22 protein-coding genes and 1 riboswitch are annotated in these 26,265 nt (G+C 60.7%); of the genes, 9 read left to right on the top strand and 13 right to left on the bottom strand.

Going from position 1 to position 26,265, the window contains the following annotated elements:
• Positions 1–674: cysteine desulfurase family protein (locus JK208_RS07650; protein ID WP_249201998.1), on the bottom strand; the 674-nt coding region annotated here is incomplete at its 3' end.
• Positions 675–810: 136 nt separating this feature from the next.
• On the opposite strand from JK208_RS07650, the gene JK208_RS07645 reads away from it, so the two are divergent.
• The 5 genes from JK208_RS07645 to JK208_RS07625 all read left to right on the top strand — a co-directional run bounded on the left by JK208_RS07645 (position 811) and on the right by JK208_RS07625 (position 5,283).
• Positions 811–1,476, top strand: coding sequence for an alpha/beta hydrolase (locus JK208_RS07645; protein WP_194261353.1), 666 nt, complete (start codon positions 811–813; stop codon positions 1,474–1,476).
• A 169-nt stretch (positions 1,477–1,645) separates the two neighbouring features.
• On the top strand, positions 1,646–2,896 hold the full coding sequence (tyrS, locus tag JK208_RS07640; RefSeq protein WP_211575214.1) for a tyrosine--tRNA ligase: 1,251 nt from the start codon (positions 1,646–1,648) through the stop codon (positions 2,894–2,896).
• A 109-nt stretch (positions 2,897–3,005) separates the two neighbouring features.
• A complete protein-coding gene (locus tag JK208_RS07635) occupies positions 3,006–3,557 on the top strand; it encodes a hypothetical protein (RefSeq protein WP_211575213.1) in 552 nt (183 codons plus the stop codon).
• Positions 3,479–4,681: a sensor histidine kinase gene (locus JK208_RS07630; RefSeq protein WP_249201996.1), complete on the top strand. Its 1,203-nt coding sequence runs from the start codon at positions 3,479–3,481 to the stop codon at positions 4,679–4,681. Before JK208_RS07635 ends, JK208_RS07630 begins: the two co-directional genes overlap by 79 nt.
• On the top strand, positions 4,678–5,283 hold the full coding sequence (locus JK208_RS07625) for a response regulator transcription factor (RefSeq protein ID WP_062028613.1): 606 nt from the start codon (positions 4,678–4,680) through the stop codon (positions 5,281–5,283). Before JK208_RS07630 ends, JK208_RS07625 begins: the two co-directional genes overlap by 4 nt.
• A 16-nt stretch (positions 5,284–5,299) precedes the next feature.
• Here JK208_RS07625 and JK208_RS07620 read toward each other — a convergent pair whose 3' ends face one another.
• From JK208_RS07620 to rpe, 6 genes are all read right to left on the bottom strand, one after another.
• Complete coding sequence (locus tag JK208_RS07620) at positions 5,300–5,887, bottom strand: LUD domain-containing protein (protein ID WP_211575212.1); 588 nt, start codon at positions 5,885–5,887, stop codon at positions 5,300–5,302.
• The gene (locus tag JK208_RS07615; RefSeq protein ID WP_211575211.1) at positions 5,884–7,419 is read right to left on the bottom strand and encodes a lactate utilization protein B; all 1,536 of its coding nucleotides are present in this window, start codon (positions 7,417–7,419) and stop codon (positions 5,884–5,886) included. The genes JK208_RS07620 and JK208_RS07615 overlap by 4 nt, the downstream gene beginning before the upstream one ends.
• Positions 7,416–8,159, bottom strand: coding sequence for a (Fe-S)-binding protein (locus JK208_RS07610; RefSeq protein WP_211575210.1), 744 nt, complete (start codon positions 8,157–8,159; stop codon positions 7,416–7,418). The genes JK208_RS07615 and JK208_RS07610 overlap by 4 nt, the downstream gene beginning before the upstream one ends.
• Positions 8,160–8,359: 200 nt before the next feature.
• Positions 8,360–9,505 (bottom strand): glycosyltransferase family 4 protein, encoded by a 1,146-nt coding sequence (locus tag JK208_RS07605; protein WP_211575209.1) that lies wholly within the window; start codon positions 9,503–9,505, stop codon positions 8,360–8,362.
• A 25-nt stretch (positions 9,506–9,530) separates the two neighbouring features.
• Complete coding sequence (locus tag JK208_RS07600) at positions 9,531–11,186, bottom strand: heparinase II/III family protein (protein WP_211575208.1); 1,656 nt, start codon at positions 11,184–11,186, stop codon at positions 9,531–9,533.
• A complete protein-coding gene (gene rpe / locus JK208_RS07595; RefSeq protein ID WP_099285643.1) occupies positions 11,183–11,860 on the bottom strand; it encodes a ribulose-phosphate 3-epimerase in 678 nt (225 codons plus the stop codon). The genes JK208_RS07600 and rpe overlap by 4 nt, the downstream gene beginning before the upstream one ends.
• 156 nt (positions 11,861–12,016) lie before the next feature.
• Here rpe and JK208_RS07590 point away from each other — a divergent pair, with 156 nt between their 5' ends.
• Positions 12,017–13,276, top strand: coding sequence for an AGE family epimerase/isomerase (locus JK208_RS07590; RefSeq protein ID WP_211575207.1), 1,260 nt, complete (start codon positions 12,017–12,019; stop codon positions 13,274–13,276).
• A gap of 1 nt (position 13,277) precedes the next feature.
• Here the strand turns inward: JK208_RS07590 and JK208_RS07585 are convergent, their stop codons facing one another.
• The 3 genes from JK208_RS07585 to JK208_RS07575 all read right to left on the bottom strand — a co-directional run bounded on the left by JK208_RS07585 (position 13,278) and on the right by JK208_RS07575 (position 16,647).
• On the bottom strand, positions 13,278–13,853 hold the full coding sequence (locus tag JK208_RS07585; RefSeq protein ID WP_211575206.1) for a YdcF family protein: 576 nt from the start codon (positions 13,851–13,853) through the stop codon (positions 13,278–13,280).
• A complete protein-coding gene (locus tag JK208_RS07580; protein ID WP_211575205.1) occupies positions 13,853–15,091 on the bottom strand; it encodes an MFS transporter in 1,239 nt (412 codons plus the stop codon). Before JK208_RS07580 ends, JK208_RS07585 begins: the two co-directional genes overlap by 1 nt.
• 128 nt (positions 15,092–15,219) lie before the next feature.
• Positions 15,220–16,647, bottom strand: a complete 1,428-nt coding sequence (locus tag JK208_RS07575) for a methyl-accepting chemotaxis protein (protein ID WP_211575204.1) — start codon at positions 16,645–16,647, stop codon at positions 15,220–15,222.
• Positions 16,648–16,834: 187 nt separating this feature from the next.
• A riboswitch (TPP riboswitch) is annotated at positions 16,835–16,964 on the top strand.
• A 92-nt stretch (positions 16,965–17,056) separates the two neighbouring features.
• Here JK208_RS07575 and JK208_RS07570 point away from each other — a divergent pair.
• Genes JK208_RS07570 through pnuC form a run of 3 tightly spaced genes read left to right on the top strand, consistent with a single transcriptional unit; the run spans position 17,057 to position 21,212 of the window.
• Positions 17,057–19,483, top strand: a complete 2,427-nt coding sequence (locus JK208_RS07570; RefSeq protein WP_211575203.1) for a TonB-dependent receptor — start codon at positions 17,057–17,059, stop codon at positions 19,481–19,483.
• A 2-nt stretch (positions 19,484–19,485) separates the two neighbouring features.
• Positions 19,486–20,640, top strand: a complete 1,155-nt coding sequence (locus tag JK208_RS07565) for a phosphotransferase enzyme family protein (protein ID WP_211575202.1) — start codon at positions 19,486–19,488, stop codon at positions 20,638–20,640.
• The gene (pnuC, locus tag JK208_RS07560; protein WP_211575201.1) at positions 20,631–21,212 is read left to right on the top strand and encodes a nicotinamide riboside transporter PnuC; all 582 of its coding nucleotides are present in this window, start codon (positions 20,631–20,633) and stop codon (positions 21,210–21,212) included. The genes JK208_RS07565 and pnuC overlap by 10 nt, the downstream gene beginning before the upstream one ends.
• Positions 21,213–21,261: 49 nt before the next feature.
• Here pnuC and JK208_RS07555 read toward each other — a convergent pair whose 3' ends face one another.
• From JK208_RS07555 to JK208_RS07545, 3 genes are read right to left on the bottom strand one after another with little or no spacing between them, the layout of a single operon-like run.
• Positions 21,262–21,609 carry a hypothetical protein gene (locus tag JK208_RS07555; protein WP_211575200.1) on the bottom strand — a complete coding sequence of 116 codons (348 nt, stop codon included), beginning with the start codon at positions 21,607–21,609 and terminating at the stop codon, positions 21,262–21,264.
• A gap of 12 nt (positions 21,610–21,621) precedes the next feature.
• On the bottom strand, positions 21,622–23,088 hold the full coding sequence (locus JK208_RS07550) for an efflux transporter outer membrane subunit (protein ID WP_211575199.1): 1,467 nt from the start codon (positions 23,086–23,088) through the stop codon (positions 21,622–21,624).
• Positions 23,085–26,261: an efflux RND transporter permease subunit gene (locus tag JK208_RS07545; RefSeq protein WP_283092413.1), complete on the bottom strand. Its 3,177-nt coding sequence runs from the start codon at positions 26,259–26,261 to the stop codon at positions 23,085–23,087. The genes JK208_RS07550 and JK208_RS07545 overlap by 4 nt, the downstream gene beginning before the upstream one ends.
• Positions 26,262–26,265 lie beyond the last annotated feature (4 nt).

Below are 26,265 nucleotides of genomic sequence, written 5' to 3'. Positions count from 1 at the left end.
CCCCGCTCCTGACCACCCCCCGCCACAAGAGCGTCCATAGGCTCGTCTTCCGCCAGCAGCAGCGCGCCCGCCCCTTTCGGGCCACCCATCTTGTGCCCCGACACCGCAACACTGCACCCGCCCAGCGCGAACGGCACCCGTCCCGCGCTCTGCACAGCATCCACATGCAGATGCGCACCCGAGTCGCGACACACCGCCAGCACATCCTCCAGCGGCGAAAGCACCCCCGTCTCGTTATTGGCGGACATCACACAGACCAGTGCCGGACCACTCTCCCGCAGCCGTGCGCGGAGGTGTTCCACATCCAGAATTCCATCCTTGTTTACGGGCAGAATCTCAGCGTCCGGCGTAGCCTTGAGAACAGCATTATGTTCCGTAGCCCCAACAAAAATCCGACGCCCCTGCCCGAAAGCATGAACCGCCATCGCATCGGCTTCCGTCGCCCCGGACGTGAACACGCAAGCGCCGGAAATCCGCCCGAAACCCGCTGCCATCCGGCTGCGAGCGTCTTCAAGGAAGCGGCGCGCCTCCCGCCCTTCAGCATGAACCGAAGACGGGTTTCCAGACAGCATCATCCCCTCCAGCGCAGCGTCCCGCGCAGAGGGGCGAAGCGGCTCGGTGGCATTGGCGTCCAGATAGGTCGTCGCGGGAACGGTTTTCAGCGCAGTCATCATGTTTTCCAGATTGGGCAAACAGGCGGAAATCGCAATGGCATGTCGATTTTGGTGGAAATCGGCTTTTGCGAATCGGTATACACAGCACCACCGGACGGCAGAGTTCCAATCCTGCCTGACACAGCGCGAGAGTATTATGCCTGAAGTGATGTTCGCCGGCCCAGACGGCCGGCTTGAGGGTCGTTACCACCACTCCAGCGAACCCAACGCTCCGCTCGCCCTGGTGCTGCATCCCCATCCGCTCCACGGCGGCACCATGAATAACCGCATCACCTACACGATGTATCGCAGCTTCGAGAAAATGGGCTTCTCGGTCATGCGCTACAATTCGCGTGGTGTTGGCCGCTCCCAGGGCCGTTATGACGGCGGTATTGGCGAAATTTCCGATGCGGCCGCCGCCCTTGACTGGATGCAGATGGTCAATCCGAACTCCAGCGAATTGTGGATTTCGGGCTATTCCTTCGGCGCGTTCGTCGGCATGCAGCTTCTGATGCGTCGCCCTGAAATCAGCGGCTGGATCAGCGTGGCCCCCCCGGCCAACGACTACGATTTCGGCTTTCTGGCCCCCTGCCCGTGCGGCGGCCTCATGATCGCTGGCGGCAAGGACGAAATGGCGCCCGAGCCCGGCATCCGGAAACTGGTGGACAAGCTGAACACCCAGAAGAACGTCACCGTCGATTACCGTATCTTCGACGACGCCGACCATATCTTCGCCAAACAGGCCGACCGCGTCGGCGAGGCTCTGGAAGACCACGTCAACACGATGCGTGGCCGCAAGGCACTGGCTCTGGCCGCAGACTGATCCGGGACAAACATCCCGACAGACACTTTCAAAAAGGCTCTCCTTCGCGGAGAGCCTTTTTGATTCCGGCTCCACAAATCCCTGTCAAACGCCGAAATTTCCGCTCCCGCGCCGGTCATGCTAGGATCCGTGTCCCTTCTTTTCAGCAGCAGCGTAGCAAGACCGACCCATGCCAAAGAGTCCGTTCCTCCTCGAAGCCCAGGCCCGCGGCCTGATCTTCCAGTGCACCGACCTCGACGCCCTCGACGAGGCCCTGCTGGCCGGACCGATCACCGCCTATGTGGGTTTCGATCCGACAGCGGACTCCCTGCATGTCGGCAATGCGCTCTCCATCATGGCGCTGCGCCTGCTCCAGAAACATGGCCATCGCCCGATCGCCCTGATGGGCGGCGGCACAGCCAAAATCGGCGATCCATCCTTCCGCGACGAAGCCCGCTCCCTCATGACGGGCGAAACGATCGCGCACAACATCGCCGGGATCGAGAAATCCCTGCGCCAGTTCATCACCTTCAGCGATGAAGACCCGTCCAGCGGCGCCATCCTCGCCAACAACGCCGAATGGCTGGACAAACTGTCCTACATTGACCTGCTGCAAGACGTAGGCGTCCATTTCTCCATCAGCCGGATGCTCGCTTTCGACAGCGTGAAGCAGCGTCTGGAGCGGGAACAGGGCCTGACATTTCTGGAGTTCAATTACTCCATCCTCCAGTCCTACGATTTCCGCGAACTGAACCGCCGCCATGGCGCCATCCTTCAGATGGGCGGCTCGGACCAGTGGGGCAACATCGTCTCCGGGATTGATCTGGCCCGCCGGACGGACGGAAAACAGATCTTCGGTCTGACTACGCCACTCGTCACCACGTCCTCGGGCGCGAAAATGGGCAAGTCCGCCAACGGCGCGACATGGGTTCGGGCCGAGCGTCTGCCCGCATTCGAATACTGGCAGTTCTGGCGCAACACCGAAGACGCCGATGTCGGCCGTTTCCTCAAGCTCTTCACAGATCTTCCCGTCGAGGAGTGCGAACGGCTTGGGGCGCTCGAAGGCGCGGACATCAACGAGGCCAAGAAGATCCTCGCCACCGAAGCCACCGCCATCTGCCACGGTCGCGCGGCGGCTGAAGACGCCGCCGAAACGGCACGCCGCGTCTTCGAACAGGGCTCCACTCAGGCTGCCCTGCCAGAAATCGACCTGCCTGCCACTCTGATCGCTGAAGGTCTGCCCGCATTCCGCGTCTTTCAGGAGGCCGGATTGGCCGCAAGTGGCGGAGAAGCCCGCCGCCTGATCCGCGGCGGCGGCGGCCGCGTTAATGACGTGGTGGTCTCGGACGAGAACCAGACCTTCACGCTCGATGACCTGCGCGACGGTGTTCTGAAAGTGTCGTCCGGCAAGAAGAAGCACATCCTGCTCCGTCCGGTCTGACATCCGTCATGACTGATGTCATCCGCGACTCCTGACACTGCACCCTGTTTTTTCTCCTCCGGAACGGGCATCCTCGACGCAGGTTGCCCCCAACGGAGACGCAGCGCGGATGATGACGGAACGCAAAAACTGGCGTGGCCTGCTGACTGACTGCGCAGGTCTGGCCTTCGCCGCCGTCTGGGCTGCGCGCGGCGCACAGGCGGGCAAACTGCCCATAGCCTTGACCGTCGCCCTCGTCGCCATCCCGACGATCCTTCTCGTCCTCGGCTTCGCCCGCCGCGACCTCATCCTGCGACGCCCCGAAATCTCTGTTGACCCGAAACTGACGCGCCGTATCAAAATCCTGCGTTTCGTAGGGATTTTTGCCGCCGCATCATGGACCCATTCCCATCACCGGCTGGACCTGTTCTATCCGATGCTCGGAGCCATCATCGGCCTGTCCTACGTCCCGTTGGGCCGCGCCCTGCAAGAACCGGTGCATGTGTTCATGGGCGGCGCCATCGTCCTGATTTCGGGCCTTTCCATGCTTCTGCCCGAACCGCACCATCTGGAAGTCGCAGGTTTCGGCACGGCCCTCGCCATATGGGTTGGCAGCGCGGTACGACTGTGGCGGTCCGGCCTGTTCCTGCCTGGCGAACCGGCCTCCATTACCCTCACCTGATGGCCGCAGATTCCCTCTCCCGCCATCTGGCGGATCGTAAAACGCCCTGGCCGCACTTCAATCATTATCTGGTGGCCTATCTGAGCTACCTGCTGTTTTATCCAGTTCCTTGGCTGCTGGGCTATCACCGCCCCACGCTGCCGGGCGTTCTGTTTTCGGCAGCGGCCATGCTGCTGTTCCTGCTGGTCTATTTCGCGCCCTACCGCAAAGACCGCTATTACGGCTATGGCGAAATCATCCTCACCGATCTGATCGGCCATGCCTGCGCATGGACGCACGGCGACTGGGAAGTCTACTGTATTTTCGCCGCCGGAATGTGCGCGCGCCTGCCCGAAAGGCGACAGTCCATCACGATGGTCATCCTGTTACAGGTCGTGCTCATCATCTCCGGCCATTTCCGACACAAAACTACGCTTGAAGTCATTCCCGGCGCCTTTTTCAGCATCATCACCTATATGGGCACGCTGGTGCAGTGGCAGCTCGGTATCCGCAATTTCGAACTGCGCGAAGCCCAGAACGAAATCCGTGCGCTCGCTACAACCGCCGAGCGCGAACGCATCGCCCGTGACCTGCATGATCTTCTGGGCCATTCCCTGACCGTTATTTCCGTCAAGGCCGAACTCTCTGAACGTCTGTTCACGGCCGATCCGCCCCGCGCCCGGCAGGAAATCAACGAAATCAGCCAGATCGCCCGCACGTCCCTGCGCGAAGTCCGCGAGGCTGTGTCCGGCATGAACGGGGCGTCTCTCCTGCGCGAACTGGAACGGGCCCGCAAAGCCCTGCACACGACAGGCATCACGCTCGTTCTCGAAGGCCGCGAGCCTCCTGCCGACGCCCCACCAAACAGTGTGCTCGCCCTCGCCCTGCGCGAAGCCGTTACGAACGTCATCCGCCACTCTGACGCCCGAACCTGCACCCTGACTTTCCTGTACGACGCCAGCGGACATATCCACACCTTCACCCTCGAAGACGACGGTCCGCTTCAAGCCGCGCAACCCGCCCGGACCATCATCGAAGGCAACGGTCTGCGCGGTATGCGCGCCAGATTGGCCGCCTCGGGCGGCACCCTGACCATCTCTCCCCGCCCCCGGGGTTTCACACTGACTGCGACGACTCTGCCATGATCCGACTCATCCTTGCCGAAGACCAGACCATGCTCCTCGATGCCTTCGAGGCCTTGCTGCATCTTGAAGACGATATCCAGATCGTCGGACGCGCCACGGACGGGCGCGAAGCGCTCGATCTGATCCGCGAGCACCGCCCCGATGTGGTCCTGACCGACATCGAAATGCCCCATGTCACGGGCATCGAACTTGCCGAGAAAATCCTTCAGGAAAATCTTCCCAGCCGCGTCATGATCGTCACGACCTTTGGACGCTCCGGCTATCTGCGGCGCGCGCTTCAGGCGGGAGTGCGCGGCTACATGCTCAAGGACGCCCCCATCACGCAGCTTGCCGCCGCCATCCGCAAAGTCGCCGCGGGTGGGCGCGCGATTGCGCCCGATCTGGCGGAAGCCGTCTGGGACGCTCTGCCCGATCCGCTTTCCGAACGCGAACGCACCATGCTCCGTCTGGCCGAAGCCGGACGCACGAACCGTGAAATTGCGGAAGAACTGTCCCTGTCTTCAGGAACAGTCCGCAACTATTTCTCGGAAATCGTCCAGAAGCTGGACGCTCGGAACCGCATAGAAGCCGGCCGCATCGCCCGCGCGAACGGCTGGCTGTAAGCGGCCTGCCGTTTTATCAGGGCTGAAGCAGAACGCTCAGAGACCGCACCCCCTGAGCACCATGCACCAGAACACCCTCGATATCCGCCGTCGCTGACGGGCCGCTCTGGAACACGGCATAATGGGCCTGCAACCATTCCGGACGCTGATAGGCATTGTGCAGATTGTAAACGATCTGGGCGGGGTCCAGCAGGACGATCAGATGCTGCGGCAGAAAGCCCGTCGTGTTCACATGAAGCTGCTTTTCCGTGAAACATAGCGACCCGGTCTCCGCTACGCCGAATGCCGCGCGCAGAACGGCGTATTCGACCGGCGCGATATCCGTGGGCTTGGTCTGGGGCGTGATTTTCATATCCCCCTCAAACTCCGGCACGCAGGACACGACAGGCCCAGGCTTAACGATGGCCTGCCGCACGGGCGCCATCGGGTCAGCCGCATCCGGGATGAGCATTTTCCCGCCCATGCGCTCCAGAGACTTCTGGAACAGAACCTTCAGATCGGCTGGGGCTGCCTGATCAAACAGCGGCACGGCAGGACGGGGATGCTCGCCCTGAATATGATTGTTTCGGATTGCGCCCAGAATGGCGTCGCGTGAGCCGCTCATGAGTTTTCTCCCTCGCCCTGCGACTTTTCCTGCGACTTCCGGTTCTTGCGGTACCACTCATTGAACGTCTGCTTGGGCGTTTCGGGAATGTCGCGCTTGCGGCCCCAGGTATTGAGCTTGTTGTACAGCATGAAATGCGGCAGATGCCGCAGCGCGCTCCGCCCCAGAGGCAAACTCGCCCGATAGACCACAGGCGACGCCAGAACCTCGCCCGCCGCCTTCATCATGACCTTCTTGACCGGGGAGATTTCCCCCTCGCCCGCCAGCGTCTTGCGCCAGTCCGCAATCTGTTCGTGAATATTGATCTTCACCGGACAGACATTGGTGCAGCTCCCGTTCATCGTCGAGGAGTACGGCAGGTTGCGATATTTATGGACGTTAAAGGTCGGATCGATAATCAGCCCGATCGGCCCGGCGTAAGTCGCGCCATAACTCAGACCACCGCTGCGCCGGAAAACCGGGCAGGTGTTCATGCAGGCGCCACAGCGGATGCATTTCAGCCCCGGCCAGAACTTTTCCATTCCCAGACGCTCGGAACGCCCATTATCCACGAGCACGACATGCATCTCGCCACCCTCACGCGGGCCGCGAAAATGCGACGTATACTGCGTAATTGGGGACCCCAGAGCGCTCCGCGACAGCAGCCGAATAAAGACGGGCAACTCATTCAGGCCGGGAATGAGCTTCTCGATCCCGATGGACGCGATATGCAGCGGCGGCGTATTGGCTGACAGATCCGCATTGCCCTCATTGGTGCAGACAACGAACGTCCCCGTTTCCGCAACCACGAAATTACCGCCCGTCATCCCTGCCTGCGCCGAGAGGATCAGCGGGCGCGTGGCCTCGCGCTGACATTCCGTCAGGTAGTGCGCATCGGCATTGTCAGGGTCGGAGCCGATCGTTTTGGCAAAAACGCTGGCGACATCGGTGCGCAGCTTATGCACGGCCGGAACCACCACATGGCTCGGCGCTTCATCATCAAGCTGCTGGATGCGTTCGCCAAGATCCGTTTCAATGACCTCGACATTATTGTGGGCCATGAACTCCCGGAAGCCACATTCTTCCGTCAGCATGGACTTGCTCTTGATCAGCCGTTCGACGCCCCTGCTCCGCAGGATCTCCAGAACAATGGCGTTATGCTCGGCCCCGTCCTTCGCCCAGTGAACCTTGATCCCGTTGGCCGTCGCGTTTTTCTCGAACAGTTCGAGATAGTAATCGAGCTTTGAAAGCGTGTGTTCCTTGATGCCAGAGGCGAGGTTGCGGAGCTCTTCCCATTCCTCAATCCCATGCATTTCCTTGTCGCGTTTCTGGCGCAAATCCCACAGGCGCGCGTCATGCATGGCTTCATGTTCGGTCGCGGCCATGAAACGGTTCGCGGCTTCGGACTGGTCAACGGGCCGGTTACCACGGATTTTTGCGCCCCGCGGCTGGGGTTCCGAAATCCGGGATTTCAGAGGCCGGGACGAAGCGGCGCCGTGATCAAGCTGCTCGCCATGCGGGTCCGTCAGCTCTTCATGCAGTTCGGCGGTCATGCGCGTGCTCCATTCAGGATCTGGGCGATGTGGATATATTTGAGATTGGCACCCATCCGTCGCGCACAGCCTTCCTGATGCATCATGCAGGAACTGTCGGAGGACGTGACATATTCCGCCCCGGACTTCAGCTGGTCCGTGACCTTGTCCTGACCCATCTTGGCCGAGACGCCTTCCTCGAATACCGAGAACGTTCCGCCAAAACCGCAGCATTCGTCAGGGCGCGTCAGATCGGCGAATTCAATGCCCTTGACCATCCCCAGCAGCGCCTTCGGCTTGGAAAAGGACTCTTCTCGCCGCTCGCTCATGCTGGCGATCCGTAGGTTCCGCAGCGTGTTGCAATTATTGTGCAAGGCAACACGATGCGGAAACTCGGCCCAGGGAAACGCATCGACCTTGAGAACGTCGTGCAGGAACTCAACCAGTTCATAGGTGCGGCTGCGGACATGTTTGACGGCATCGGTCTGTTCGATGGCCGTCATGTTGTTGCGCACCTGATTGGTGCAGCTTCCGGACGGCGTGACGATATAGTCGTATTTCCCGAAATTGCGGACGAATAACTCTTCCGTCTTGGCGGCCTCGCGCTCGCAGCCGGTATTGGTCATGGGCTGGCCGCAGCATGTCTGATCGACCGGATATTCAACGGACAGTCCGAAACGTTCCAGCAGTTCCAGAGTCGCAATTCCTGTTTCGGGATGAAACATGTCCACATAACAGGGAACAAACAGACCGACCTTCATGGGAATACCTTTGCCTTCAATCAACGCGTGTGGTCACAGTCTCATGAAAACAACATAAAAACAAAAGACAAGTTTACGGGAGAATCGAAGTCATCATAACCAGAGTATTTTAGTCCTGATAGTAATACCAATATCTGATCGTGATTTAAAAAGATGATTCTCAAGTATTCATCGAAGAGAATTATAAAAACAAAATAGTCTCAGGCTCTCTGACCGTCCAGAGTATGCCCGGACGCCGTCTTTTCCATCAGAGCCACGACATGCCGGAGAATACGACGCTCGTCATAAGTCTCCAGCGCCAGCCATCTTGCGGCTTTACCCATGGCTTCTCGCAACGCCGCGTCCTGCACCAGAAGACGCAGGGCGCGGGCAAGCGGAGCAGAAAGCCCCGGCGGCACCAGAAATCCGGTTACCCTGTCCACAACCTGCTCTCTGGGCCCGCGAACATTCGTCGCCACGACCGGCAGCCCCGTCAGCATCGCTTCGATGACCGACATGGGCAGACCTTCAAAATGGCTGGGCAACGCGAAAATATCCGCTGCCATCAGAAGCTCGGCCACATCCTCCCGATATCCAAGCATCCGCAGACGTGGCCCCAGACGCTCCCCTGCGCGTTCGAACGGCGCCGTCAGATCCGCCCCATGATCCGAAGGCAGACGCTCGCCAACGACCCAGAGTTCGGCATCCGGAACATCTTCCATCGCCCGCAGCAACTCGGGATGCCCCTTGTGCCGCACCAGACGCGACACCACGATAACCACCGGTCGATCCTGCGGAACCCCAAGCGCCTCGCGTATCTTGGCCCGGACGGTCGGATCGGGATGAAAGCGTTCCGGGTTCCGACCGTTGCCGATGGCAATAGGGTTGCGGTTCAGATGCAGCCGACGCGCATCCCGCGCTTCCTCGCGCGAAACGGTCATATACAGATCCGTCATGCGTCCCGCCGCCCATTCCAGCATCAGGGACAGCATCCGACGGCGCCATGATCCCGGCTGGTTGAACAGAAAGCCGTGACAGGTATAGGCCACGATCCGCACCCCACAGAGCCGGGCGGCAAACCGCGCCAGAATGCCGCTGATGGGCATATGGCCATGCACCAGATCCGGCTTTTCACGTCGGATCAGACGCAGCAGCGCGACAAAAGCGCGATACTGGGCAACCGGCGACAGCGATCGCGCCATGGGCACAGCATGCACCGTAAAGCCCTCGGCCCGTACGACATCTAGGTGGCTCCCTTCGGCGCAGGCCCCCTGAACATCATGCCCGGCCTCGCGCAGTTCCCGCATCAGCGGCAGCAGAAACTGCCTGAGTGCAAAATCCACATTCGTGATTTCAAGGATCTTCACGCCGACACCCTGGACACAAAACGGCTTATTCCGGAATACGTTCGAGCAACCATGTCACGCTCTGATGGGTCCGTTTGACCGGCTTCTGCGCTGCGGGTTTTTCAGACTCGGGAGTGCTGTCGCCCTCAGGCGGGGCCGCAACCTCGGCAACCGACTGCGGCGTAATGATGATCTGGCGGCAGGTTTCGCGTTCTCCACGCCCCAGATACACGTCGTTTTCCAGACGTACGACACCGTCGCGCTGCCTGAAACGCCAGATCGTCCCGCCGACCTGAAGAATGATGTCCTCGTCATCCTGCGTCACCGTCACATCCGGGTGGATATGAAAACGGATGGCGAAATCAATGTTGCGTTCGCCGTCGATCAGTTCCTGCCCGCGCAGATCCTCACCATCAGCACCGAAATACAGACGCCGCGTCCATTTCGCCCCCAGAGGCGCGTGATAACCGTCATGCGACAGGTCCAGCCAGTGCGCGTTTCCGTCCGTCTGATGGTCGCAGGAGACAGTGACGGGACGGCGCGTCATACCGCCATCAGGTCCGAAATCCGCGGACGACAGACCATCCGCGACGAGAACCGTATGGGCTGCACTGCTCCGCATGGCGTCACGCCACGCCCCGATCACGGCACTGCCGCAATTGACGAACAGACGGTGCCGCTGATGCGAGAACTCGAAAGACAGCGTTCCGGCATGGGCGGTTGTATCGAAACCCGCCGGAGCAGGTGGTCCGCTATCGACAATCAACAGCGATTTCCCGAGCGCAAGCCGCGTAAAGCGGCCCTGCGGCATGGCAGGCGCGATCAGCTTCTGGCGCGATCCCTGCGCCAGAACATCCTCCACCGCCGCACTGTGCCGTTCGTTCGCCCCGTTGAAGACCGCAAGCCCCCCATCTCCGTGCCGCATGGCCCGCAAAACAGGGCAGACCTTGTCCAGAGCCCGGTCGATAAACGGCGGCACACTCGCATGGGCCGTGCGGAACATGACGGACATTTCCGCCAGCTCACGCGCCACCAGAAATTGCGCCTCAGGACTACGCTCAATCACGGTCCCATCCGCGAGAACGAGGCGCTCCAGCTCCGCCGGTAGATAACGCAGAAAGCGGGACATGAATCCCGTCTGCTCCGGCATCGCCATCGCCGCGGCCAGAAGCCCCCGAAAGGCCATCAACCCACGCGCGCCCTGCGGCGGCAGCGGCAGAAGGGCCGCAATGGTGCGCCCCTCCACCAGCATCCGCTCCATCAAACGCTGCTGAAGTCGCGGATCAGCGGATGCCAGACAGAACTCATGGTTCGACAGCCACGACGCCAGACGCGATCCCGTCACACAGGCGTCGCGGACCAGAGGATCGGTCGGCGGGTGCGCCAGCCAGTCACTAACGAGTCCGCGCGCAGTCAGGCGTGCCCTGTCGCTCCCGAGCGTCCGCAGGTCCCGCAGCCAGCCGAACCCATGCAGCCATTCCCGCGCCGGTTCAGGCCAAGGGCCCCGCTCCCAGTTGCCGCTGGGCAGAACATAATCGTGCCGGTCGAAACGGAACTTCCCGCCAATCAGGCGCGCACCCTGCTCCGCATCTCCTTTCCAGGGATCACGGAACACATGCACCGGCCCTTCAGGGGCAGGCGCGCCAAACGGCAGACGGGCAAGAGAGAGACGCAGACCGCGAAGCCAGGGACTGCCTGTCATCCGGGCGTCTGTTCCACGAACGGTCCTTCAAGCGCCCGGATCGCCGCGTCCCGGTCCTCTTTTCCGAAAATCGCCGAACCTGCGACGAGCATGGTCGCACCGGCTTCGACAACGCGCGGCGCCGTGCGTGGGTCTATGCCGCCATCCACGGCCAGAATGATCTCACGACCGCTCTTGCGGATCATTTCCGCCAGCGTTCTGATTTTGGCAAGCTGGCTATCGAGGAAGCTCTGTCCGCCAAACCCGGGGTTGACGGTCATGACGAGGATGATGTCCACCAGATCCATAACTTCCGACAACGCCACGGCAGGCGTCGCCGGGCAGATCGCCACACCCGGACGGCATCCCAGCGCGCGGATGGTCTGAAGCGAACGGTGCAGATGGGGCGCGTTCTCGACATGGACCGTAATATGGTCGGCACCGGCTTTTGCCGTCGCTTCCAGATACGGATCGACCGGATCAATCATCAGGTGCACGTCGAATTTCGCGTCCGTATGCTTGCGCAATGCCGCAATCACCGGAGGGCCGAACGAGATATTCGGCACGAAATGCCCGTCCATCACATCAAGATGGAGCCACGGCGCACGCGCAATGGAGGCAATCTCTTCCCCGAGGCGGGAAAAGTCAGCAGCCAGAAGGCTGGGGGCGACAATGATCGAAGAACGCTCAGTCATACACTCATGTATCGGCAAACCCATCGCGCGACGCAAGCCACATCCGCATCGATGCGCATCTTCGTGAGGTTCATGTCTGCGTGTTCGCCACTTTGGAACCCCGGCCCGTCTGAAACGTCCTGATGCCCAAATCCGCCGATCTGCCCGGAGTGCCTCATGACCGATCGCCTTTCGCCTACCCTGCTCAGCCGTGACAGCTGGATCCGCCGCCCCTCACACCGGGCCTGGCTGGAGATGCAGGGCCGTCGCCTTCTGGACTTCAGCAAAGGTGGATGCGTGGACGGAGGCTTTGCGGGACTGGATCTGGAAGGCACCCTCCCCGAAAATGCCAAACCCGAAGCCACCCTGACCGCACGCTGCGTCCATGCCTATGCCTTAGCCGAGCTTCAGGGCCTGCCCGGAAGCGCACCGCTGGTCACACACGGTATTCACGCCCTGCGTACGCACTTCCGCGATGATGCCCATGGCGGCTGGCAACATTTCGCGGACAAGGACAATGACCGCAAACAAGCCTACCTCCATGCGTTCGTCGCCCTTGCCGCCTCTTCCGCCGTCCTGATCGGAGCGGAGGGCGCAGGCGAACTGCTCAAAGACGCCACCCATCAGATCGACACCCATTTCTGGAGCGAAAGCGAAGGCGTCATGCGCGAGAGCTTCGCGCCGAACTGGTCGGACGAGGAAAATTATCGAGGTGCAAACAGCAACATGCACTCCACCGAAGCCTTCATGGCCTTGGCGGACGTCACCGGAGACGTAAAGTGGCTGCACCGCGCCCGGCGCATCGTCACCCGCTTCGTGCATGAACTGGCTGCCGGGCAGGGTTTCGCCATGCCGGAGCATTTCGATCGCGACTGGACCCTCATGCGCGATTATCACAGCAACAAACCCAATGACGACCTGCGCCCCTATGGCATGACGCCGGGGCATTTCGTGGAATGGGCGCATCTGACCTTAAAGCTCGAAGCCGCCCTGCTCCGTCATGGGCTGGAGGCCCCGGACTGGATGCTGCATGACGCGCAGGCACTGTTCGAAACGGGCATGAAAACTGGTTGGAACGCCGATGGCCGGCCAGGAATGCTCTACACAATCAACTGGGAGCACGCGCCCCACAATCGCAGCCGCATTCACTGGGCTCAGGCCGAAGCGCTGACAGCCGCCATCAACCTCTACAAGCGAACCGGAAACCCCCATTACGAGCACTGGTACCGCACGATCTGGGACTATATCGACACAACCCTGATCGACCGGGATTTCGGAAGCTGGTTCAACGAAGTCAGCCCCGAAGGCGAACCCACCGAAACGATCTACAAGGGCAAGGGTGATCTGTATCACGCCTATCAGTCCACACTGGCTCCCATGATGCCTCTGGCGCCCTCGCTCGCCACCGCCATCGAACAGATCGGCGTTCCCTACTGAGTCAGCCGGGCGGCGCTTTCGTCAGGACGTAGACCGGAAGCGCCACGGAATCCCGAAACAGATACCAAAGCTCCGCCAGCCGGAACCGTGACGGGGCCGCACCCGATACCGCCGACACACCTGCCCGGCCCAGCGCCCATTCCGCCCGCAGAACATGGAACCACTGCGTGACCACGACCGCCCCCTGCGGATGCAGGCGTGCAACATGGAGGGCTGTCAGCCAGGTATTGTTCCCGTGCGAATCCACAATGATCGCGGCTTCCGGCACACCCCGCACCATCAACCAGTCCGCCATGATCCGGGCTTCGTCGCGACGATTGCCGCTCTCGATCGCACCACTCACCATGACAGTCCGCACAAGCCCGGCGCGCCAGAGCCGCAGTCCTTCCTGCAACCGTTCCTGCAACGCTGGGCGGGGCTTGCCTTTCGCAGTCACCGCCGTCCCGAAAATAACCGCCATTTCAGACCGCTCCGGAACAGCCGATACTCCGCGAAACGCCACGAATCCCATCCAGAGTAGAAACAGACCCGGCAGAACCGCACCAAACGTCAGCCCGCTCACAACCCAGCGCCTCATCAGGACACCGTTTCCTTATCCGTCTGTGTACGGTGCAGATAAAGCAGCGCCACCCCTGCCGCCAGAATCCCTGACAAAGACCCCACACCCAGCGCCCAGCGCGGCCCCAGCGAATTGGCTACCATCCCAACCAGCGGCGCCCCCAGCGGCGAGGACCCCGCGAAAACCGCAAAACGGATCGACACCACGCGCCCGCGCATGCCCGGATCGGTCGCAAGCTGCATGTAGCTGTTACTCACCGCCGTAAACGTGAGGGACGCCATGCCGGCCATGACCAGCGTGACCGCAAAAGCCCAGTATCCAGGCGAAAGCGCGCCCAGCAGACACGCCAGACTGAACACCACCGCCCCTTGCGGCAGCGCCGAAAACTTCATGGTCCTGCGGCTGGCAGCGAACAGCGCGCCCGTAATCGTCCCCACCGCCATGGCTGAATTAAGCACCCCGTAACCATGCGCCCCGACGTGAAAGACACTGACGGCCATGGTCGAAATATAAATCGGGAAATTCAGTCCGAAGGCGCCGAGCAGAAACAGCATGAACAGAATGGTCCGCAGGTCATCGCGCTTCCAGACATACCGCACCCCCGACAGCAGATCCTGCTTTTCCTGATGCGCGCTTTCCGGCTTTCGGGCCGAAAGACGGTGCAAATCCTGCGCCCGCAGGGACAGAAGCGACATCAGCACGCCGTAAAATGAAAACCCGTTGAGGATGAACGACCACCCCGAACCCAGTTCCGCAATGCAGAACCCGGCGACCGCAGGTCCGATCATGCGGCCTGCATTGTAAGACACGGAATTGAGCGCCACCGCATTCGGCAAGTCTTCCTCGCCCACGAGTTCACCCGCAAAAATCTGCCGGACCGGACTGTCGAATGCCGCAACACATCCACTCAGAAAGGCGAACAGATCCACCTCCCACAACCTGACCATCCCCGTCACCACCAAAGCCCCGAGTGCGATGGCCAGTGTACCGAGAGCAGCCTGTGTCAGAAGCAGAAAGCGATGCTTTTCCACCCTGTCGGCGATTTTTCCGGTCCAGAAAATCAGGAGAAGCGGCGGCGCAAGCTGAAGCGCCGTGACAATCCCGACTGCCGTTGCGTCATGCCGTGTCAGTTCCGTCAGGACCAGCCAGTCCTGCGTCGTCATCTGCATCCAGGTTCCGATATTCGAAACCAGCGCCCCCATGGCCCAGACGCGGTAATTCCGCCGCCCCAGAGACCGGAAGGCCCCGCCCATCATGGGCAGGCCCCGTCATTCAGCGCAGAAAGAAAGAGCGGACTGACAACCATGGGCGTCAGTGTCGGGAATATCGGCTCCGATGTCGAGACATGTCAGGAAAATGCGTCTTTCACTTTCCTGAAAAAACCTCAGAAACCCGCCGGAACCAGTTCACGGGGTATGGACCCCGGTCTCCTGCCTGCGGCCTGTGCCGGGCTGAAACGGAATTTGGACAGTTCGGCGAACAGATCCTTCGCCTCGTTGCTCAGATTCCGGCAGGCCACATTGACCTCTTCCACCATTGCGGCATTGCGCTGCGTCATCTGGTCCATTTCGTTGATGGCCTTGTTGATCGTCTCAAGACTCTCGGCCTCACCCGTCGTGGAGCGGGAAATGTCTTCAAGCAGCAACGTGATGCCGTCCACATGCTCACTGATGACCTTCATCGAGCGGTCCGCATCCCCGACGAGTTGGACACCCTCTTCCACTTGTCGGCCCGAAGACGTGATGATGTTGCGGATATCCTGCGCCGATTTTGCGGAGCGCTGCGCAAGCGCCCGGATTTCCTTGGCCACAACGTCAAAACCCTGACCGGCCTCTCCCGCGCGGGCTGCTTCGATCCCGGCATTCAGCGACAGAAGATTGGTCTGGAACGCGATTTCCTCAATCAGGCCCAGAATGCTCTCGACCTGTCGTGACGACGTCCGGATTTCGCCCATGGCCCGGTTGGCCGAATGCATGATCTCCGAAACCACGACGGTCTGCCCCCGCGTTTCAAGAGCCGTTTCACGCGCCCTCACCGCAGAACGCGCCGTTTTGCCGACCGTCTGGGTGATGCTGTTAATGGAGGCGGCAGACTGGGCCAGGGTAATGGCCTGACGTTCCGTCCGTCCACTCAGTTCTGTTGAAGCGGAGGCGATTTCGGCGGTTCCGTTAGCGATGACGGAAGTCGCATCGGAAATCTTGGCGATCGCCGTCCGATAGATCTGGATGAGCGTGTTGAAATTCTGCCGGAATTCCTCGAACCGGTCCTGAAAACCGTCGCCGAACATGAAGGTCAGATCACCTTCCTTCACAATCTCCAGCCCGGCACAGATGGTTCCGATCGTCTCATCCTGCACACGGCGAATCCGCTCGCTGCGGCCGGACAGTTCCTTCTGGATCTGCGCCGCACCGCGCGCTTCTTCCGCCGAATTTTCCTGAAGGGCCAACTGTTTCTGACTGTTCTCCCGGAACAACTGGAGAGAGCGTGCCAGCCGCCCCGCACAGTCATGGTGATGAAGGCACGGAATGGTGATGTTGAGAGCACCAGCCGCGACCTTCTCCGTCGCCGCCGTAATCTGCTCGAACGGTACGGCAATCACATGAATGGCGAACCGGGCGATCAGAAGTGTCAGTCCAACCTGAAACAGCAGCCCCATGCACTGCGACAGCATCTGTTCATGCTGGTAATGAACAAACAGACGATCGCAAAGCTGTTCGACAGCAAACTGTACTACGGCGATCAGAACAAGAAGCGCAAACAGCACCTTGATTTTCTGCCGGACATAGGCCGTTTTTTCAATCCAGTTGAGCATGATCGCCTTTATTGACCTCAGGTCTCACGCCCCGTTCAGGCACTGGCGTGATGTTTTTTGAAAACTATACATGTCGTTATTAATAAAGAATGAAGAATACTCTCGAAATTGTTTGCAACACTTCCCCTGCACGGCCCTGACAGAATCTGCTCATATTGACAATTTTCCGTCCCCGGAGGATTGCTGACGTTTCACCGTGGGGAGCCCCGACAAGGGGCTGAGATTCTGCTGGCATGACGCTTGTCCGTCATAGGGCGCAGTGACCCATTGAACCTGATCCAGTTCACACTGGCGGAGGGATGGTGGTCGCTGCCTGCCGGACGCATTTTCACGAACCCGCCAGCCAGCAGCTTGAACCCTTCCTGCCAGCGCTGAACTTTCATTGCTTGCAGGCGAGGCGTTTTCCATCATGGCCCACGGACACTCCGGAGACTCTGCGGTCCCCCGCCTGCGGTATCATGGCATCCTGCCCGCCCTGATCGGCACCACGGTCTGCCTGTCCGTCGCCCACGCGGCCGATACGACCAAATCGCCAACGCATCACACAGCACCCGCTCCTTCGGCCGCGACTGCACCGCGCCCGGCACCAGCCGAACATATTGTCGTTCACCGGCTTGCGGACAGCGCCCCCGGAAACCAGCCGGGAGGCGGCCTGATCCATCTGCAGGACGGCGTGAAATCCGTCAGTACGGTCAGTCAGGATTTCATTTCCAAACAGGCCCCGATGGCCACGGCCTTTCAGCTCGCGTCCATGCTGCCCGGCGCCAATGTATCCTCGTCCGATCCGATGGGATTTTCTCCCAATACCGATATCACCGTCCGAGGGCTCGATAACAGCGCCATCGGTTATGTGCTCGAAGGCATGCCGCTGAACGATGTGGCCGCCTATTCCGGCACGCCCAGCCAGTTCGCAGACAGTGAGAACTATCAGGAAATTGCCCTGTCGCAGGGCTCGGCCGATCTGGACAGCCCGGTCCTGAACGCCGCGGGGGGGTTAATGAACCTGACCTTCCGCGACCCTGCCAAAAAAGCAGGCGGCGACGCCAGCGTGTCTTACGGATCCTACAACACCAACCGCGAATTCATCCGCCTCGACACCGGCGATATCGCCCATACTGGAATCCGCGGCTTCGTCTCCTACTCCCACGGCGCGACCGACAACTGGCGCGGGCCCGGACGCGACGAAAAGCAGCATGTCGATTTCAAGTTTCTCAAGGAATGGGGGCAGGGCAACCGCGCCAGCCTTATCGGCACCTTCAACACAACCATCACAAGCTGGTATCCCGAGCCCACGATGGACACATGGAAATCGGACGGGATCAAAGGCCAGAACAACCTGCTGGCCCATTATGACAGCAGCAATCCGGAAAACGGCGCAAATTACTGGCGTCTGTGGCGGGACGGAGAGCGCACACTTTATGGCGGCGCTCCGGTCCATCTGACCCTGACCGACCATCTGACGCTGGACGTCACACCCTACGCGCAGCTTGCCTATGGCAACTGGCCGGGCGGAAGCACCCTGTCCGAAACCGGACTCTATCAGGGCACGCAGGCCCTGTCGGACACGCTGAACCTCCCCGGCGCGCAGGACGGCGTGGGCGTGGTCCGCGCGGATTACACCCAGCGCAGCTACCGCTCGGGCTTTACCAGCGCGCTTCACTATAAAACCGACTGGAACGATTTCGTCCTCGGGTACTGGTACGATTACGGTGACGACAACGAGCAGCAGCCCTTCACGGCGGTCCAGACCAACGGCTATGCGCCGGACATCTGGGCGCAAAACGGCCGCGACGTGATCCGCCTGTCCAACGGCGAACGCCTTCTGGGCGGCAGCTTTCACACCATTTCACAGACCAACGCGCTGTTCATCGGCGACCACATGTCTCTGCTGCATGACCATCTGGCCATAGACCTCGGGTTCAAGGCCGTCATGATGAGCCGCGATGGCACGAACAGCATGCCGGGCCCGCAATATCATGTCGGTTCCAACAGCATGGAGCCCCTGCCCCGCCTTGGCGTCCGCTGGCGCATTGACGCGGAAAACCAGATCTTCTTCAACGCCACGACCAATTTCCGCGCCCCGGACCAGAGCGCGCTGTACAACACCTATGACCCCTCTTCGGGCGAAATGTACGGAACCGGATCGGCTGACGTCCGGAACGAATATTCCATTTCCGAAGAACTGGGATACCGCCGCACGGGGCGCTGGATCATCGGTAGCCTGACGCTGTTCAACTACAACTTCACCAACCGCCAGGTTTCCACGCAGGCCGTCCAGAACGGCTCCATTGTCAGCACGACGATGAATGCGGGTGGCCAGACCTCACGCGGCGTGGACGTGGAAATCGGCCTGCGCCCCTGGCATCATTTCAGCCCCTATGTCTCAGGCGAGTACCTGCATGCCACGATCGACAACGACCTGATGTCGGGCGGCGACCTGCTGCGCACCCGTGGCCGCATCGCCGTGCGCAGCCCGACGCTTCAGGCCGCGGCCGGGTTGAGCTACGATGACGGGCATATCTTCGGTGTCGCCACCGTGCATTACACCGGCCACCAGTACGCGACGTTCACGAACGACGAGCGCGTTTCGGATCACACGACCGGCGATCTCGCCATCGGCTACCGCTTTTCGGACCATATCCATCTGCATCAACCGACCCTGCGGATGAACTTCATCAACATCACGAACGAACACTATCTTTCCGGCGTGGCGAGCCCGACCATGAATGCGAAAGACACAACCGGCGTGTATGGCACTACCATCGCCGGAAGTGCCCCAAGCTACTTCATCGGTGGCGGGTTTGCGGCCCTGTTCACCGCTTCGACGGGGTTCTGAGCATGGCGGAGGCTTCCGGACAGTTCGGCGTCAATGGTCCCGAAAGCAGGCGGGACTGGCCCGCACTGTCCGACGCAGAGGCTCGCAATGTCCTCTCCCGTTTTCCGCTTCCTTCCCCCGCAAGACAGGTCATTTGGCACGGACGACGCCCCTTTTCCTCCACGGGCGTCGTTCTGCTGGAGAATGGAAGCCGCGTTTTCCTCAAACGCCACGATCATTGCCTGCGCGATGCGACAGCCCTTGCGGAAGAACACCGCTTCATCACACATCTGGCTGAACAGGGCGTGCCGGTCGGCCAGACATGGCGCACCAAAAGCGGGGAGGCTGCACTCGATCTCAACGGATCCGCCTACGAAGTTTTTTCCATCATGCCCGGCCATGATTTGTACGAGACCGTGCAGTCCTGGGAACCGTTCCACAACGCCCGACACGCCTTTTCCGGCGGGCAGCGTCTGGGCCAGCTTCACGCGGCGTCCAGAAGCTTCGACGCCCCTGCGCGCCCTTCCCGCCGCCCGCTCCTCTCCACCTTCGAGGTCATCACATCTTCCGACCTGATGACCGGGCTGGAACGCTGGCTCCCACATCAGGCCGGGCTTGCCGAAGCCTTGACACACCACCGCTGGCGCGACGATCTCCCGCAGGCCCTCCTGCCCTTTCATGAACGACTGAAGCCACATCTCGGCACATTCCAGCCCCGCTGGGGCCATGGCGACTGGCACCCGTCAAACCTGTTCTGGACCGGCACCGGACCGGAAGCGCAGGTCTGCGGTATTCTTGATTTCGGCATGTCGGACCGCACCTGCGTCGCTTACGACCTCGCTGTCGCCATCGAGCGCACCGCTATCGCGTGGCTCGATCCCGAAAACAACTGTCCTGTCAGTCTCGACCGCCTCGAAGCCTTCCTGTCAGGCTATCGGACACACTATGCCCTTTCGGCGGAAGAACGCCGTCTGGTGCCGCTTTTCCTGCCTCTCGTTCACGTCGAATATGCCCTGTCCGAAGTCGCGTATTACGAAACACTCGTTCACGACAGAGCCGGGGTAAAAGCCGCCTATACGGACTATCTTCTGGGCCACGCCCACTGGTTCTCGTCCCCCACAGGCCAGCAGTTCCTGTACAAGCTGACGCATCTTCTCCAGACGGCGCCATGTCCCTGATCGAAATTCTGGGCGCCGTCCTCAGCGCGCTGGCCGTCTGGCTGACATCGCAGCGCAGCATGATCTGCTGGCCCGTGTCTCTGGCCGCGACAGGGCTGTATTCCTGGATTTTCCTTCACGCTAGGCTGTACGCCGATGCCGGGCTTCAGATCGCATTCTGCCTGTATGTCGTCTACGGCTGGCAGCACTGGCGCCAGATGGCGAAACCGGATGGTAGGATCCAAGTCCGCCGTCCGACACGCCCCACACTTCTGAAAGGGCTGCTCTGCGGCGCGACGGGAAGTGCTGTCTGGGCGTTCGTCCTTGCCCGCTTCACCAACGATCCCACCCCCATCATGGACGCCACTCTCACGGCCTACAGCATTCTCGCCCAGTACTGGGATACCATGCGCTATCGCGAAACCTGGCTGCTATGGATCGTGGTGGACAGCGCCTATGTGGCCCTGTTCATCAGCCGTGGCCTTTATCCGACAGCCCTGCTCTATGCCGGTTTTGTCGTGCTGGCAGCAAACGGATACCGGCTCTGGAAACCCGAAATTTCTGCCGGAGCGGCATCCGGCCCGCAACCCTGAATAAAAAAACCGCCCTGACAGGTCAGAGCGGCTTTTATCAAGAGAGCATTCAGTTGACCGGTTCATCCTCCGGCAGAGGCTGGATCTGACGCAGCTTGCCGTAGCGGTCATAATAAAAGACTGACGTTCCCCGCCGTTCGGCATAGCCGTCCGGCTGACCGTCCTTCGTCTGGAACAGCAGCCGGAAGGCATCCGGCTGCTCGATCACCTTGTCCCCCGGCGGACGATACCGATACCGGCTAAAATCGGCATGGCTCTTGGGCAGCGACGAGTTGTGATACAGGTCATGCATGCTCGGCTTCTTGGGACCGTCATCCGCATCCTGCGCCACAGCCGTACCAAGGGCCGCGCCTGAAACGGCAAGAACGGCCAGTACTGGGACAATCAACCTGCGCATGATGCTCTCCGGTCAGTGCGTTTGTACGGGCACCTTAGGCGAAACCGTCTTCTGGCTCCACCCACCACCGAGCGCGCGATACAATGTCACAATGTTCTGGAACCGCGCGGCCTTGACCATGATGTCGTTCTGCTGCGCCTGATAGAGGGTGCGCTGCTGCGTCAGGGTGGTCAGATAGCTGTCAATGCCTGCCTTGTAGCGCATGTTGGCCAGATCGAACGCCTGCTGCGACTGCGCCACCAGCTCGTCCATGTGGCGCTGCTGAGTCGTGTAGGTTTCCCGTGCCGTCAACGCATCCGAAACTTCACGGAACGCCGACTGTACGGTTTTTTCATACTGCGCTGCATTCTGACGGGACTGCGCCTTGGCCATCATCAGGTTCCCTTCGCTCTGCCCCCATGTCAGCAGCGGAATGCTGATGGACGGGGAGATGCTCCAGGTTTCGGCACCCGGCGTGAACAGCTTGCGGAACTGCAGCGAACTGGTGCCTTCCGAAGCCGTCAGCGTAAAGCGGGGGAAGAACGCCGCACGCGCTGCACCCACATTGGCATTGGCCCCGAGCAGGGTATGCTCCGCCGCACGGACGTCTGGCCGCTGCTCCAGCAAATCCGAAGGCAGACCCTCCGGCAGATCCGTGATCATGGTCTGCGATCCGAAAGGCGCCGGTTCCGGCAAAGTCGAAGGCAGCGGCGAGCCCACGAGAAGCTGAAGCGCATGCTCGTCATCCGCCAGAGCGCGCGTATATTGCGCCTCGTAGGCGGAAGCCTGCTCGACCTGTGTCTTGACCTGCGCCAGCGTCAGCGCATCCGTTTCGCCATTGTCATAGGAAAGCTGTGTCAGCCGCAGCGTATCGCGCTCGGACGCCAGCGTGGCACGCGTTACCCGGAGCTGCTCGCGATCAGCCAGCCACTGAATGTAGGTCGTCCCGATCTGCGAGACCGTCGTGATGAGAACGTTCCGCGCGTTCTCGACGTTGTTCAGCACCGTTTCCTTTTGCTGACGCGTCAGATTGCGGATGCGACCCCACAGATCGATTTCGTAAGACGAGAACCCGATCGACGTCTGATACAGACGCAGGGTCGAGATATGCTCACCAACGCCAGGCGCAAACGAGAAACCTGCCGTGTCGGATGGCGCCATGAACATCCCCTGCCCACCGGCCGAGATGATCGGGAACAGCGAGGCATTCTGGATCTCGTACTGGCCGCGCGCGACGCCCACAGCATCAAGCTGCGCTGCGATGTCGCGGTTGTTTTTCAGAGCCAGCGCCACGAGCGCCTTCAACCGCGGGTCGGTGAAGAAATCCTCCCACCCGAGATTGGACGCAGCCTGAGCCGCAGGCGTGTTCTTTGATGCCGTATCTGCAGGGTAGCTGTTCTGGATGGCCTGCGTGGGCCGGTGGTAAACCGGCGCCATGTTACAGGCCGAGAGCATCAGCATCCCGGCAAATCCGGAAGTCAGTCCGAGACGGGCCTTCATGCGCCGTGCTCCCCTTCAGCGACAGATGCCGCCTTGTTGTCCAGATGGGCGTACGGGTCTTTCCGGTCCCTGATCCGGCTGACCCGGAACAGACGCAGCACCACCACGAAGAAGACCGGGACGAAATAGACCGCCAGCAGCGTTGCCGAGAGCATGCCACCCACGACACAGGTGCCGATCGCCACACGCGCCGCCGATCCAGCCCCGGTCGCGATCGCCAGCGGAAACACACCGCAGACAAAGGCGATCGACGTCATGAGGATCGGACGCAGACGCTCGCGTCCGGCTTCCAGAACCGAATCTTCCAGACTTTCGCCACTTTCAAAGAAGGCTTTGGCGAATTCCACAATCAGGATCGCGTTCTTCACCGACAGACCCACCGTCGTGAGCAGTCCGACCTGGAAGTAAACGTCGTTGGCCAATCCGCGTCCCAGCGTCGATGCGATGGCACCCAGCACGCCGAGCGGGAGCACGAGCAGCACCGCGAACGGAATGGCCCAGCTCTCATAAAGCGCCGCCAGACAGAACATGATGACCACAACGGCCAGAGCATAAAGCGGCCCAGTCGATCCACCCGAAGCAAGCTGTTCGAACGACAGACCCGTCCACTCATAACCGATGCCGCGCGGCAGCTTGGCCAGAAGCTTCTCCATTTCCGTCATGGCCTGCCCCGAGCTTGCGCCCACGGCCGGCTGACCCTGGATTTCGTAGGAGTTCAGACCATTATAGTCCTCGACCTTCTGCGGCCCGTTGACCCAGTGCCCGGAGGCAAAGGCATTAAACGGCACCATCGTCCCCATCGCATTGCGGACATACCAGCGGTTCAGATCCTCCGGCGTCATACGCGCCCAGGCTTCACCCTGGATATAGACCTGCTTGACGCGGTCATTCCGCATGAACTGGTTGACGTAGATGGAGCCTAGCGCCCCTTCGATCGTCGTGTTGATGTCCGCATTCGTCAGACCGAAAGCATTGGCACGCTCACGATCAATATCGAGCTTGAACTGCGGCGCATCGTCCATGCCCAGCGGACGAACAGCCATCAGAAGCGGATTTTTCGCCGCTTCGCTCAGGATCTGGTTTCGCGCGGCCAGCAGCGCTTCATGGCCCAGATGTCCGGTATCTTCCAGCTCCAGATCGAAGCCGGTCGCATTGCCCAGTTCCATCACGGCAGGCGGATTGACGGCGAAGATCTGCGCTTCCGGGTCCATCCAGAAATGCATCATGATCTCACGCGACACGGTCATGGTCGTGTGAGCAGAACCCGGACGCTGGTCCCACGGCTTCATACGGATGAAGAACGCACCCGCACTCTGCCCCTGACCTGCGAAGCTGAAGCCCGTCATGGTGAAGACGGATTCAACATACGGACCGTAGGTCTTGAGAACGTAGTCGGTAATCTTGCGGTTGACGGCCGCCGTCTGCGCTTCGGTTGCCCCGTTGCGCATTGTGACCTGTCCGAAGATGATCCCCTGATCCTCGTCCGGCAGGAATCCGCCCGGCACGCGCATGAACAGGAACCCGACGAGCGCCGTCAGAAGAACGAACCCGATCATACTGACCACCGGCACGCGGATCAGCCATTTCACGCCGCCGATATAGCCGTTCGTCATGCGATCGAACGTCCGGTTGAACCAGGCTGCGGGCCCACGATCATGCCCCTTGTGGGTCGGCTTGAGCATGGACGCACAGAGGGCCGGCGTCATGACCATTGCCACCAGAACCGACAGCCACATGGCCGCGACGATCGTGATGGAGAACTGGCGATAGATCACACCCGTGGAACCGCCAAAGGCCGCCATCGGCAGGAACACCGCCGTCAGCACCAGCACGATGCCCACAAGCGCGCCCGAAATCTCGTCCATGGAGACGCGGGCCGCTTCTTTCGGTGACAGCCCTTTGTCCGTCATCACACGTTCGACGTTCTCGACCACCACGATCGCGTCATCGACCAGCAGGCCGACCGCCAGCACCATGGCCAGCATGGTCAGCGTGTTGATACTGTAGCCCACGATGGACATCAGCCCGAACGTTCCCAAAAGAACGACCGGCACGGCAATCGTCGGGATCAGCGTGGCGCGGAAGTTCTGCAGGAAGATCAGCATCACGATGAACACGAGGACAATCGCCTCGATCAGCGTTTCGACCACTTCATGAATGGAGAGCGTGATGAACGGCTCGGTATCCAGCGGATAGACGAGCTTCAGACCCTGCGGGAAATAACGGCTCAGTTCACCCAGACGTGCCCGAACGGCAGCCTCGGTTTTGAGCTGGTTCGCCCCTGGCGCAAGCTTGAGTGCCATCGCGGCGGCCGGATGGTTGTTGTAAGACGATCCCAGAGCATAGCTCTGCGCCCCAAGCTCGACCCGCGCCACGTCCTTCAGACGCACCTGACTGCCATCCTGCTGCACCTTGAGCAGGATTTCCTTGAACTGGTCAGGCGTGCTCAGACGGGTCGGACCAATGATCGTGGCATCGAACCCGATGCCCTTCTTGGCTGGCAGACCGCCAAGCTCACCCGAAGAAACCTGGATGTTCTGCGCCTGAATGGCGGACTGGACATCGCCGACCGTCAGGCCGAAATTGTAGAGCTTCGACGGGTCCAGCCAGACGCGCATCGCATATTCGGAACCAAACAGCGTATGATCGCCCACGCCCGAAACACGCGACAGCGGGTCGGAAATATTGGACGCGACATAATCCGAGATGTCCTGCCCGGACATGCTGCCATCTTCGGAAATGAAGGCCACGACCATCATGAAGTTCTTGGTCGCCTTCGTGATGCTCAGACCCTGTGCCGTCACTTCCGCCGGCAGACGCGGCTGGGCCAGCTGAAGCTTGTTCTGAACCTGAACCTGCGCGATGTCAGGGTTCGTCCCCTGCTCGAACGTCAGGTCAATCTCCATCTGTCCGCTCGCATAAGACGAGGCCGACAGGTATTCGAGATGATCCAGACCATACATCTGCTGAAGGATCGGGCGGACAACCGTGTTGTTCACCGTCTCGGCAGATGCACCCGGATACATGACCGAAATGGCAATCTGGGGCGGTGCAATGTTCGGATACTGCGCAATCGGCATGCGCGTGATCGCGACACCACCAACGAGCATGATGATCAGACCGATCACCCACGCAAAGATGGGCCGGTCAATGAAGAAGCGGGACAATGACATGCGG

Source organism: Gluconobacter sp. Dm-74 (genome assembly GCF_018256135.1).
Taxonomy (GTDB): Bacteria; Pseudomonadota; Alphaproteobacteria; order Acetobacterales; family Acetobacteraceae; genus Gluconobacter; species Gluconobacter cadivus.
Note: the sequence above shows the minus strand (reverse complement) of the source record. Positions and strands in the feature narration are given on the sequence as shown.